This is a genomic window from Maledivibacter halophilus (assembly GCF_900167445.1).
In the GTDB taxonomy this organism is placed as follows: domain Bacteria; phylum Bacillota; class Clostridia; order Peptostreptococcales; family Caminicellaceae; genus Maledivibacter; species Maledivibacter halophilus.
The window spans coordinates 348,854-361,497 of the sequence record NZ_FUZT01000002.1 but is presented as its reverse complement, the minus strand read 5'-3'; the positions used below and the strand labels follow the sequence as shown (position 1 = coordinate 361,497).

Genomic DNA, 12,644 nt, shown 5'->3' with positions numbered 1-12,644 from the left:
TACCTCCTATGAAACTCCCATTTTTCTTCCATATCTAACTAAGAACCAATTTGGTATATAAGCAATAGCTGCTCCAATTAAAGTAGCTAGCTGCATAAAACCCCACCATAATACATGATTTTCCTCAGGCATCATGGGAGAATATACCATATGAAGCCACCACATGCTTATCATCATTCCTATAGATACCGATGTCATTGATATCAAAACAGTTGGTACTGAGTTTTTAAACGCTTCAATGTAAGAAAGCTTTCTCATACGCATTAACATAACTGGCATAAAAACCATCGAATTTAGTATAAAACCTATTATATATACAATAATCATTTGAAGTATCATAGGATTTCCAAATAAGAAAAAACCATACCCTCCTGAAAAAGGTATTAAGAACATTCCCATAGAGGAAATAATATAGGCTGCTGAAATCATTGCACAGGCCCCAAAGGCTACTCCCATAATAGTAGCTACAGCCGTCTGATTCCAAAGTGGTCTTTGCCAAATTTTATTATTATTCATCTTCATCCATGGTCTATCTTTATGAGAGATAACATAAAGCCATAACCCTATTGGCCCCAATAACAGCGCCGTTAATATCCACATAATTTTTGTCAATATGAATATTTCCTTCATTCTTAGAAATAAATGAAAAGATATCCACAAAGCTCCTCCTATGGATATAAGAATTGAAATTATTGATAATACATCAAGACCTCCTACACCTTGTTCGCCCATCATTTCATAGCTTTCTATTTCTTGTGTGTAATCTACTCTAGCTTGAATACCAAAGTTGATTAAGCTTTCATCCCCTATTATCCATACATTGTTAAATGGCCCCTCTGCAGGAGTAACCCAAAAATTGTTTTTCATTTTCCATAAATAATTTTCCGTTAATGGTGATAATTTATCACTACTAGTCCAAAGTAAGGGACCGGTTTTTCCACTAAATGCTAATTGAGTACTTACTGCAGCTACCTGTGGATCATCCTTAGAACACAATATAAAATTATGTCCAGAATCATTTCTTTCCCTAGAAGCATCCCATCCCACATTCATATCACCATCATAAAACTCTGCGAATTTTATGGCGAGCCTCTCTGGATTTACTGCCTCTATTCTTTCAATTTCAATATTGTTATTGATTGTCGATGTATCGAAATTTTTCACATCTCCAATCAGATATAATTTTTTTATTTTATTAGAAGAAATAAATGCTTTATCCAATTCGTTAACATATCCATCATCATCTGCAAATATTAGCATTCCTTTATTATTGGCTATCCATGTGATTATAGGAATTGATTTAAATGGATTACTGCTTTGTACTATAAATCCATATTCTTCTCCATCTAAAATCCCTGGGAAACTGTAAATTTTGTTTTGTAAGTCCATCAAATTTTCATAATTTAAATAATCTATATTATAATCCAAATTTATAAGTTCACTTTGTAGATCTTCTATATCGCTGCCAAATACCATAATCTGAATATTATTTGCTTGTGGTATCCCCTTTGGAGACAATCTTTTAATTTCTTCTAAAATATCCTGTCCTATTTTTTCACCTATAGGAATTATTGGACTTTTATATTTACCCATAAGAGGAATCAATGCAATAATCTCCTGCCAGTTTTGACTCTGAACTAATATTAATCCCTGGGGCTTACTTTCTTCATTTACACCAGGATAAAGTATTTTAGCTATTTCTGTTCCTAAAAAGTCTAAATTCCTTTCTTTTATCCTAATTGTATTTCCCGTATTCATATGAGATCTCAAATCTTCATTATGAGATTTTTTGGGAAAAACTACTTCCTTAAAAATATTTAATATACCAAACAAAAATACAAAAACTAAAATCAATGATAATATTACAGATAATTTTTTCATTATTTAGCCTCCAATTACTCTTTTCTTAATATTTAGTATGTTCTTAATTACATACTTAAATGCATTATAGAATATTGAATTTTAAAAATTATAATATCTATTTATATTTATAATAATTTCTTATTTGCCAATTCTAATAACATAATTTCTAGTATAATATTTATACTGTTATAAAAATACCAAATGAGGTGCTTATATGAAAAAATGGCTTAGAAATTTTATAGTTATAGCTTTTATATCTGCTATATTACAGTACGCATGGGAATATTGGCAGTGTGGTATTTTTTATACCATGAATACAAAAGCTCCCCACTCACCCTTGATGTGGAGTGCAACCTTTGGAGATGTCAATATGACAGTAATATTATACTTTTTATTATCTTTTATTAATAAGGATTTAAATTGGATAGTAAAAAAATGGGAATCCAAAGAATATGTTATCATGAGCTTGTATGCACTCTTCCTAAGTTTCTATTTTGAAGTACATGCATTACATACTGACAGATGGGGTTATTCTGATGCTATGCCTATGTTTCTAAATACAAATATAGGTCTTATCCCAGTAATTCAGCTTTTAATTCTTTTTCCAGTAACCTTTTTGATGAGTAAAATGATATTGAAAAAATTTAAAAACGCTGACATTTAACTTTATAAATGTCAGCGTTTTTTATTTTTATTTAATATACTTCTCTACATTTCTTCTATGCTCTTTATATGTTTTGCTAAAAACATGCCCTTCTTCGCCTAAAACATAATATAAATAATCATGCTTTTCAGGATAAAGTGCCGCTTCTATAGATGCTTGCCCCGGTGATGATATGGGACCAGGTGGAAGTCCTTTATATTTATATGTATTATATTCAGATTCTGATTCCAAATCTTTATACATAAGTCTATTAATATGTCTTTCACCTTTGGTTATTCCGTAAATAACTGAAGCATCTATCTGCAGTGGCATATTTTTTTCTATTCTATTATATATTACTCCTGCAATTGTTTTTCTTTCTTTATCATTTGCAGCTTCCTTTTCAATTAACGATGCGATTGTTACTACTTCATGGAGACTAAGACCTAATTCTCTAGCTCTTTTTCTATATTCATCTGAAAATTTTTCATTAAAGCGCTTAATCATTATATCAATTATATCTTTGTCATTAAGACCTTCAGGGAAAAAATAAGTGTCTGGAAATAAATAACCTTCTAATTTATAACTTATATTCCCCTTATTATCATAAGGTTTAAAATTCTCTAATCCTTCCTTGGCAATTTTAATAAATATTTCTTTATCAATCAAATTACTTTTTACAAGCTTTTGTGTTATTTGAAATACATTATATCCTTCCGGAATTGTAACTTTAACATATTCATTTTGAGGATTTTGAAGTTTGTCTAGAAGTTCATTTAATCCTATTTTAGGCGGAATTGCATATCTTCCAGCCTTTATATTTTTTTCTAAACCTTTCAGCTTTGTGTAATAAGTAAAGTATTTAGAAGATTTAACAATTCCCTGCTTTTCTAATTCATTTGATACTTCAGTTAAACTTGAACCAGAATCTATACTTATGAGTATTTCATGATTATTGACAGTAAAAAGATATTTATTATTTGTTTCAACTGTAATACCAATTATTAATAAACATACAACAATAATTAAAAATAGCTTCTTCATTTTCTTATCCATTCCATCTAATTAATTATTTATCCTGTACCTTCATTTCCTTACATGCAACCACTTATCAAAACTCTCTATCTGCACCACCACCGCCAGAACGACCGCCGCCTCCAAAGCTACCTCCTCCAAAGCCGCCACCGCCTCGACCACCACCTCGGCCAAAGAAAAGGAGCCATAGAATGGTTCTAAGTATAAAGCCTCCTAAAAATTTGCTGTCAAACCATATTAAAGCCAATATAAATAGTGCTATTATAGCATTTCCTAATGTAGAAATTCGTCTATTAGTACTTGTATTATTTCTTGGAGTTAAATTATCTCTTGTAGATTTATCTATTATAGCTGAATCTTCATATCCATATTCAGTATTTACTTCTTCTACTATCTGATAAAAAGCACTTAAAAGTCCTTCAGAATAGTTACCTTCAGATAATTGCGGAATTACACTATCAAGTATATCTCCCGTCTTACTATCGGATATAGCACCTTCAAGACCATAACCAACCTCAATCCTCACATTTCTTTCCTCAAGACTGAGTAGTAATAAGACTCCATTAGAATATTCTTTATTACCTATCTGCCATTCTTCAAAAAGCTCAACTGTATAAGTAACCACATCCATTCCTTGCATATTAGGCACAGTGGCAACTACTATCTGAGGAGCCTCAGGTGTCGCTTCATATTTTAGATTTGTATCTCTTATTATCTGCTTTACATCCTGAGATAGGACTCCGGCATAGTCTGCAACATAAAACTCTTGAGCTGGCCTAGGTAGCTCAGTCTGTGAAAAAACAATTATAGAGCTTAATAATACAAATATCAATGTAAGTACACTAATGGCTTTCCTTTTAAACATAAGATCACCTTCTTAAGGATATTTGAGCTATAACTATTGCTTCAATTTATTAGAGTCCTGTTTTGTCACTATATCTAATTTAATTAGCTATTAACTCTTTTTGTTTATCTTCAGTCAAACTGTACTTCTGGTGCCACTTCAGCTCCCTCGGTAGCTTCGAAATATAATTTAGGTTCAAAGCCAAACATTCCAGCCAATACGTTTTTAGGAATTTTTTTTATTGAACTATTATATTCATTAACTGACATATTGTATCTATCTCTTTCAACGGATATTCTATTTTCTGTGCCTGCCAATTCATCCATAAGGTTGTTTACACTTTCCACCGATCTAAGTTGTGGATAGTTTTCCATCACAACCAAAAGTCTACTTAATGCTCCCTCAAGCTCATTAGAAGCTGCAACTTCTTCTCTTGTGGTGCCAGCACCAGCCAATTTTGCTCTGGCATCGGCAATATTTTTAAATACTTCCTTCTCCTGAGCCATTACACCTTTAACAGAATTTACCAAATTAGGGATAAGATCATATCTTCTTTGAAGCTTACTTTCAACCACTGCCCACTGAGCATCTACATTTTCAGACATAGTAACCATACTATTATAAGCTCCTACAACGGACATACCTATAATTCCAATGACCACCACTATTACTATCACTGCTACTAAAACTTTGTTCATATATTTTCCTCCTTAAATAATTAAAATATTGTAAACATACAATTAGGAATTCCTCGACTATTAAATTCTTAATTGAGCAAATTGCATAATTACCTTCCCCAAAATTATCTACTACATATAATTTAAAAATCTTTAAAGCCATACCACATATATTATGCAATTGTGCCAAATTAGAATTATGCAATTTCCTCAATTATAAATGTATATTCTCAAGCTAATCAGATTTCTTTTTATTAGTATTTACAATAATATAATCATTAGTCAATTCATTCAGACATAAAAAACTCATAAGCTTCTATTGTTTCTTTAATAATTATAGCATTTTTTTGATTCAAATTTAATACAAACTTAAACTAATAAATTTAGCTAAAACTTATCTGATAAAATATCCTATTTATATTTATTAGAAACCACCCATCATATCAGCCATATATTTATAGTTTTCTATGTTGATGTCCATGTCTTCCCCAGCATCCACCACGTTTAAAAATTAAGAAAAACAAAAATATTATGATTGTAAAAAAATTAAACCTAGGAAAATTCTTAGGTTTAATTTTTAAATTATTAATCCCTATCTTATTGTACAACTTATTTATCATGTTATGCAATTAAAATCTAATATAAATTCCATAGAATATAGGGATTTAAGTGTTGTAATTCTAATAATAGGTCTCATTTCAATTGTCCTTTACCAATATAAGAAAGCTTAACTTTTTTAAAATTCATCAATAATTTCTTTATTAAGGCTCTTAATTATTTCTACTGCCCATTTTTTAGCATCATCAAAATCCTTTACTGCTGAAATTCCTTCGTGGGTATGTATATATCTTACTGGAACACCAATTACAATTGTAGGTACCCCAGAATTTGATAAATGAATACTCCCTCCATTTGTTCCGCCACCTAATCTTACAGCATCTTGAAAGGAAATATTTGATTTTTTAGCTATATCCTTGGCAAATTTTGTAAATCTAGGACTTGATATCATGGACCTATCCCTATGCCTTATTTGAGGACCCTTTTTCAAAACTGCTTGAGCTTCAAATTCATCCCTGAATGTATCATCGGCTGGTGTTCCTTCAAATACAATTGCAACATCAGGTTTAACTGTATTTGCAGCAACTACAGCACCCCTTGTACCAACTTCCTCCTGGGAAGAAATCGTTCCTACCACATTTACATCCAGTTTTTCATCCTGTAGTTCTTTAAGCAACTCAATTATAAGAGCACAACCTAGCCTATTGTCAAAAGCCTTACCTATAATTGTATTATTAATATCATTATATTTAAATTCAACATCGGGAATTATAGGTGCTCCAACTTCTATTTTAAAATCCTCCAAAACTTCTTTTCTTGATGTTGCACCAATATCTATTGTCATGTCTGCAATATCCAAAGCCTTGTTTCTCTCGTCATCTGACATAAAATGAGGTGGTTTAGTAGCAACTATTCCTGTTACATATTTCCCTTCTGAATTTTTAATTCTTACTCTATGGGCAGGTATATTCTGGGCCACCCATCCACCAATTGCAATAAATTTTATAGTTCCATTGGCTTTAATGGATTGCACCATAAATCCAACTTCATCGGAATGTCCATCGACCATAATAATGGGTTGGTTCTTATTATTATTTTTTTTATGGAGATATAGATTTCTAAGAGAATCTTCCTCAATATTTACATATGACTGTACATATTTTCTAATTAAATCAACTACTTCATCTTCAAAACCTGATATGCCACTGGCATTAGATAGCTCTCTAATTAATTCTAAATTCATAATTTATCCCTCAATCCTTTTCATTTATAAAAACTTTATCATTAATAACTAAACTCTGTTACCTAAAATGAATTGTATAATTCTAAAAATTTTTCTCCAGCTCTTGAAATAGTCGTACCAGCTCTTCCTGGCCGTACTAAAATAAGATCTAAATTATTTAAAATTTCAAGTCTAAGTCTAAGCTGCTGATCAGTTAAAGCCATTCCTCTTTGCAGAAGAAGCTGCCTTAATGTTGCCCTTCCATATGAAGAACGTTTTTTCTTTCCTTTCAAAAATACTCTCAAAATTTCCAAGCTCTCTTCTAAAAAACCACGCTTTTCTATTTCTTCAATTATTCCATTTATATCAATATCATATTTTATATCTATGTTATTATCTTTTTTTTCTTTATTCCACGCTTTGGTGAAAAAAGGTAAATCTTCTGGTGTAACTGTATTCTTTTCACTACAGGCAATATATGTTAATACATTGAACAATTCCTTTACATTTCCATCCCATGTATATTGATGTAAAATTTCCATAGTATCCTCTGTAAACTTAATATCTTTCCTATTGAGATTATATTTCAAATACTTATATGTTAAGATTTCCAAATCCTCTTTTCTATCCTTTAGTTGAGGAATTTTACAAGACATTTTTGTAAGTAAATAATACAACTCTTTTTTAAATACACCTTTATGCACAAGCTTCTTTATATCTACTGTACTTGTAGTGATTATCCTTAAATTTATAGGAATTGATACAGGATTTCCTGCAAAATAAACCCTTTTTTCCTGTAAAAATTGTATTAATTTAGCTTGGACTTTTAAAGAAAGTTCCCCTACTTCTTCAATACACAATGTACCATTTTGAGCTATTTCAAATAGTCCTTTTATATATATCCCATTGTCGTCATATCCAAACAATTCCTTTTCCATTGTCTCCGGCGTTCTGGACTCACAATTTATACTTACATAAGGTCCATTTTTAAAACTGGAATAATTATGAATAGCCTCAGCCAGCATACTTTTACCTGTTCCAACGTTTCCAACAATATGAATAGGTTCATCGGACAATGCGAATTTTTTGGTTACACCTACAAGTTTTTTCATTTCACTACTGTAGGTTATAATATCTTCAAAAAATGATTTTGCAACATATTTCTTTGAAGTATATACCTTAGCACTTTCAACACCCATTTGTGCTTCTTCTGATAAAACAAACAATGATTTAATATATTTTTTGCAGATTATAGAATAATCCAGTTTGATAGAGAGAAGTTCATAAAGCTTAATCACTATTGATATATCAGCTATTCTATAGCCCACATCAATTACTTTTTTTATCCCTTCAGGTATCATAGCCCTCTCTCCTGGAGTTACGACAATATCTATTTTTTCCTTAAAATTTGAATCAGGATAATATGGTATATATTGATGTCTACCAATACTTTGTCTAAGTTCCTCAACAACTTCATCGGTATTTCTTTTGGTATCATTTACAACGAATATTTTACTACCAGAAGGAATCGATAAAAGCGGTTTTGCTTTAGTAAAATTTATGCTCCTCTCAACTATTAAACATTTTATACCTTTAGGCATAAAGGGCTTCACAAGAGGCTCTATCAATTTCCCTGATAATAATACTATTTCATCGTCTCCAATAACATCTGCCTTTAACTCTTTAATTGTCATTGCTCTAACAGATGCATCATCTCCAAATATTACCCTTAATTGTGTACTAATTCTTTTTGCATAAAATTCTTGAATTGCAATAACAACTAATTTATTCTTGGCCAACAGTTTCACATCCTTAAGTGTTCTAGTTAATAACACTGTATAATTCCAGCTTGGGATAATTACATAATAAACATATGGCATAGTTTTAGAGACTTTAACAACGGATGGTAAATTTTTCTATGTGAAAATATGCAATTCCCTTAATTAATACAAATGACAAGCTGTATAATGTTTAGCTTCTACTTCCTTAAATTCAGGTGCTGCCTTTTTACATATATCTTTAGCATGCTTACACCTAGTATGAAAAGCACACCCCTTTGGAGGATTTAACGGACTCGGTATACTCCCTTCTAATATTATCCTTTTCTTTTCAATTCTAGGATTTGGAACGGGAACAGCCGATAATAATGCCTGTGTATAAGGGTGTAAAGGCTTATCATATAGTGTATCTTTATCAGTTATTTCTACTATTTTCCCTAAATACATCACCCCCACTCTATCACTTATATGCTCAACAACACTTAAATCATGGGCAATAAAAAGATAGGTAAGATTTAAATCTCTTTGTAAATCCTGCATTAAATTTAGTACCTGGGATTGAATAGATACATCTAAGGCAGAAACCGGTTCATCAGCAATAATAAGCTTGGGTTTAACTGCTAATGCCCTTGCAATACCAATTCTTTGTCTTTGTCCACCACTAAATTCATGGGGATATCTTACTGAATGATATGAACTTAATCCTACCATATTTAAAAGTTCATGAATACGCTTTTTCATTTCTTCACTGTCTTTATACATCTCATGAACAATAAGGGGTTCAGCAATTATCTCTCCAACAGTCATTCTAGGATTTAATGAAGCATATGGGTCCTGGAATATCATTTGTATATCTTTCCTAAGGGGTCTGATTTCATCTTCTGTCATTTTACTAATATCTTTACCCTGAAAAATTATCTGTCCATCAGTAGGTTCAATTAATTTTAATAACATTCTACCTGTAGTTGATTTTCCACATCCACTTTCTCCCACAAGCCCTAAGGTTTCTCCCTTATATATATCAAAAGAAACATCATCAACTGCACGAACAAATTCTTCTTTTTTCTTCAAAATACCTTTTTTAACTGGAAAATATTTCTTTATGTTCTTAACTTCTAATAAAGGTTTTGCCATTATATCCCCCTCCTCTCTATAGACTTTTTCTATTACATAACCAGCATTTACTACTGTGGTTTTCTTCTATATCATAAAATGATGGCTCTTCCTCCCAGCATTTATCGAAGGCATTTTCACATCTTGGTGCAAATTTGCAACCCTTTGGCATGTTTTTAGGACTCGGTACATTACCTGGAATAGATGCCAAACGATCTACTTTCTGACGAAGAACTGGAACTGATTTCAAAAGCCCTTTTGTATAAGGATGCTTAGGATTTTCAAATATCTGATAAACATCTCCATGTTCAACTACTCTGCCAGCATACATCACTACAACTCTATCACACATTTCTGCAACTACTCCCAAGTCATGGGTTACAAACATTATTGCAGTGCCTACATCCTCTTTGAGTTTTTTCATTAAATCTAGAATCTGAGCTTGTATAGTCACATCCAAAGCAGTTGTAGGCTCATCTGCTATTAACAGCTTAGGATTACATGCCATAGCCATGGCAATCATTACCCTCTGCCTCATACCTCCTGATAATTGAAAAGGAAATTCTGAATAAATATTTTCTGCCCTAGGAATTCCAACTAATTTTAACATATTTATAGTATGTTCCTTAGCCTTTTGTTTGTCATATTTTAAATGTAATTTAATAGCCTCACTAATTTGCTTTCCAATTCTAAGGACAGGATTTAAGGACGTCATAGGTTCTTGAAAAATCATTGCAATATCGTTTCCTCTTATCTTTCTCATATCTTCTTCTTTCAAATTCACTAAATTCCTGCCTTGAAATTCAATTTTCCCATCAACTATTCTGCCTGATGTATCATTTAACAAACCCATAATCGAAAGGGAAGTTACACTTTTGCCACTACCAGATTCACCTACTACTCCTAAGGTTTCTCCTTCATTAATATGAATATCCACACCATCTACTGCCTTTACCGTTCCATTATCAGTAAAAAAATGGGTTTTTAAATTTTTAATTTCAAGTATTTTTTTATCCATTTCAATTACCCCCTTTCCTTAATGATTAATTATCTATTTTAGGGTCTAAAGCATCCCTAAGTCCGTCACCTAATAGGTTAAAGGCCAGCACAGTAACAAATATAGCCATACCCGGGAAAAATGTTATATGGGAAGCCACACCTAAATAATCCCTTCCTGAACTGAGCATAGCCCCCCACTCTGGCGTTGGCGGCTGAGCTCCCATGCCAAGAAAACTTAGACTGGATGCAGTTAAGATGGATGTACCTATTCTCATAGTAAAATATACGATTATTCCAGAAAACGTTCCTGGTAATATATGCTTAAACATAACTCTTTTATCCTTTGTACCAATGCTTTTAGCTACTTCAACATATACCGTTTCTTTTATTGCAAGGGTACTACCTCTAACTATTCTTGCAAACATAGGTGTGCTAAAAATTGCAACTGCAAAAACTACATTATAAAGCCCAGGACCTAATATAGCTATAATACCTATAGCCAATATTATTCCAGGAAAAGCAAATAGAACATCTGCTATTCTCATTATTACATTATCAATCCAGCCTCCATAATATCCACTTATGAGGCCTAGAATCGCACCTAAAATGGCACCAACAACAACAGAACTCAGACCCACAGCCAAGGATATTCTTGCCCCTACTACTACTCTGCTGAATATATCTCTCCCATATGCATCGGTTCCAAACCAATGCTTACCTGACGGTCCTTCCAAAACATGGTCATAATCAGGCTCAGCAATATCATAGGGAACTATATATGGACCAATTATTGCAGCTATAAAAAATAAACATATAAATATACCAGCAACAATGGCTGTCTTTTGTTTTTTAAACTTCCTCCAAAACTCCGAAAAAGGAGTTCTTATATCTTCCATCTTTTCTTCCTGGTTGAAATCATTTTTTTCCTTAGTTGTACGTTGAGACATTTTTATCCCTCCTTTTCATTATTTATAACTAATTTCAGGATTCAAAACTGCATATAATAGGTCTACAATTAAATTAATAATAATAAATTGCAATGAAAAAATTAGTATTTCTGATTGAATCATTGGATAATCCCTAAAGGCCACAGAATCTATCAATAGACTTCCCATACCAGGCCAGCTAAAAACTGTTTCAATAACAACAGATCCACCTAAAAGAAAACCAAATTGTAATCCAACCATAGTTACAATAGGAATAAGTGCATTTCTAAATACATGTCTCCAAACAACAATTTTTTGCATCAACCCTTTTGCTCTTGCAGTTCTTACATAATCTTCCTTTAAAATATCCATAACCGATGATCTTGCAAATCTTGCTATTACTGCTGCAACTCCTGCACCCAAAGTCATAGATGGTAAAATGAAATGCTTAAATGTCCCATACCCTCCTGTTGGAAGCCATCCCAGCTTGACTGAAAAAATCTGTACAAGCATAAGGCCAAGCCAAAATGATGGTAAAGAAATACCGGAAACTGCAGCAAACATTCCTGTGTAATCCTGCCATTTTCCACGATTTACCGCCGAAACAATACCAATTAGTAAGCCAAAGACAACTGACCAAAAAATACTGAAAAGAGTTAAAGTAAAGGTAGGAACAAATCTATTTTTTATCTCTTCTAAAACTGGTTTCTTAGTCTTTAATGATATTCCTAAATCACCATTTAATATACCTTTTATATAATTTATATATTGAATATGAAGAGGTCTATTTAGGCCCAATTCTTCCCTAATAAGTTCTACATCGGCTGCAGTAGCATCTTCTCCTGCTACTATTCTAGCCGGGTCTCCCGGAATTAAATGTATAAAAAGAAATACAAAAATTGATATTAATATGAGAGTCGGTATAACACCCAACACTCTTTTTATGGTGTAATTCAGCATTTAGATTCCCCCCATCTACAAGATGA

General features: G+C 32.1%; 11 protein-coding genes. 1 reads left to right on the top strand and 10 read right to left on the bottom strand.

Annotation, left to right across the window (positions count from 1 at the left end):
- Positions 1-6: 6 nt before the first annotated feature.
- On the bottom strand, positions 7-1,881 hold the full coding sequence (locus B5X81_RS05545) for a DUF4396 domain-containing protein (RefSeq protein WP_079489988.1): 1,875 nt from the start codon (positions 1,879-1,881) through the stop codon (positions 7-9).
- Between the two features lie 196 nt (positions 1,882-2,077).
- On the opposite strand from B5X81_RS05545, the gene B5X81_RS05540 reads away from it, so the two are divergent.
- Positions 2,078-2,527 carry a hypothetical protein gene (locus B5X81_RS05540; protein ID WP_079489986.1) on the top strand — a complete coding sequence of 150 codons (450 nt, stop codon included), beginning with the start codon at positions 2,078-2,080 and terminating at the stop codon, positions 2,525-2,527.
- 27 nt (positions 2,528-2,554) lie between these two features.
- On the opposite strand, the gene mltG is transcribed toward B5X81_RS05540, so the two are convergent.
- The 9 genes from mltG to gsiC form a co-directional block, all read right to left on the bottom strand.
- Complete coding sequence (gene mltG, locus B5X81_RS05535; protein WP_079489985.1) at positions 2,555-3,562, bottom strand: endolytic transglycosylase MltG; 1,008 nt, start codon at positions 3,560-3,562, stop codon at positions 2,555-2,557.
- A 55-nt stretch (positions 3,563-3,617) separates the two neighbouring features.
- A complete protein-coding gene (locus B5X81_RS05530) occupies positions 3,618-4,406 on the bottom strand; it encodes a TPM domain-containing protein (protein ID WP_079489983.1) in 789 nt (262 codons plus the stop codon).
- 110 nt (positions 4,407-4,516) lie between these two features.
- Positions 4,517-5,083, bottom strand: a complete 567-nt coding sequence (locus B5X81_RS05525) for a LemA family protein (RefSeq protein WP_079489982.1) — start codon at positions 5,081-5,083, stop codon at positions 4,517-4,519.
- A 715-nt stretch (positions 5,084-5,798) separates the two neighbouring features.
- Positions 5,799-6,863 carry a M42 family metallopeptidase gene (locus B5X81_RS05520; protein ID WP_079489980.1) on the bottom strand — a complete coding sequence of 355 codons (1,065 nt, stop codon included), beginning with the start codon at positions 6,861-6,863 and terminating at the stop codon, positions 5,799-5,801.
- Positions 6,864-6,925: 62 nt separating this feature from the next.
- On the bottom strand, positions 6,926-8,641 hold the full coding sequence (locus tag B5X81_RS05515) for a sigma 54-interacting transcriptional regulator (protein ID WP_170917292.1): 1,716 nt from the start codon (positions 8,639-8,641) through the stop codon (positions 6,926-6,928).
- Positions 8,642-8,785: 144 nt separating this feature from the next.
- The gene (locus B5X81_RS05510; RefSeq protein WP_079489977.1) at positions 8,786-9,754 is read right to left on the bottom strand and encodes an ABC transporter ATP-binding protein; all 969 of its coding nucleotides are present in this window, start codon (positions 9,752-9,754) and stop codon (positions 8,786-8,788) included.
- A gap of 16 nt (positions 9,755-9,770) precedes the next feature.
- A complete protein-coding gene (locus tag B5X81_RS05505) occupies positions 9,771-10,751 on the bottom strand; it encodes an ABC transporter ATP-binding protein (RefSeq protein WP_079489976.1) in 981 nt (326 codons plus the stop codon).
- A 25-nt stretch (positions 10,752-10,776) separates the two neighbouring features.
- Positions 10,777-11,679 carry an ABC transporter permease subunit gene (locus B5X81_RS05500; RefSeq protein ID WP_079489974.1) on the bottom strand — a complete coding sequence of 301 codons (903 nt, stop codon included), beginning with the start codon at positions 11,677-11,679 and terminating at the stop codon, positions 10,777-10,779.
- 18 nt (positions 11,680-11,697) lie between these two features.
- Positions 11,698-12,618, bottom strand: a complete 921-nt coding sequence (gene gsiC, locus B5X81_RS05495; protein WP_079489973.1) for a glutathione ABC transporter permease GsiC — start codon at positions 12,616-12,618, stop codon at positions 11,698-11,700.
- Positions 12,619-12,644: the final 26 nt, after the last annotated feature.

Bases quoted from the DNA above. Each gene is read 5' to 3' on its own strand.
- B5X81_RS05545 (WP_079489988.1), bottom strand. From the start codon at position 1,881: ATGAAAAAATTATCTGTAATATTATCATTGATTTTAGTTTTTGTATTT.
- B5X81_RS05540 (WP_079489986.1), top strand. From the start codon at position 2,078: ATGAAAAAATGGCTTAGAAATTTTATAGTTATAGCTTTTATATCTGCT.
- mltG (WP_079489985.1), bottom strand. From the start codon at position 3,562: ATGGATAAGAAAATGAAGAAGCTATTTTTAATTATTGTTGTATGTTTA.
- B5X81_RS05530 (WP_079489983.1), bottom strand. From the start codon at position 4,406: ATGTTTAAAAGGAAAGCCATTAGTGTACTTACATTGATATTTGTATTA.
- B5X81_RS05525 (WP_079489982.1), bottom strand. From the start codon at position 5,083: ATGAACAAAGTTTTAGTAGCAGTGATAGTAATAGTGGTGGTCATTGGA.
- B5X81_RS05520 (WP_079489980.1), bottom strand. From the start codon at position 6,863: ATGAATTTAGAATTAATTAGAGAGCTATCTAATGCCAGTGGCATATCA.
- B5X81_RS05510 (WP_079489977.1), bottom strand. From the start codon at position 9,754: ATGGCAAAACCTTTATTAGAAGTTAAGAACATAAAGAAATATTTTCCA.
- B5X81_RS05505 (WP_079489976.1), bottom strand. From the start codon at position 10,751: ATGGATAAAAAAATACTTGAAATTAAAAATTTAAAAACCCATTTTTTT.
- B5X81_RS05500 (WP_079489974.1), bottom strand. From the start codon at position 11,679: ATGTCTCAACGTACAACTAAGGAAAAAAATGATTTCAACCAGGAAGAA.
- gsiC (WP_079489973.1), bottom strand. From the start codon at position 12,618: ATGCTGAATTACACCATAAAAAGAGTGTTGGGTGTTATACCGACTCTC.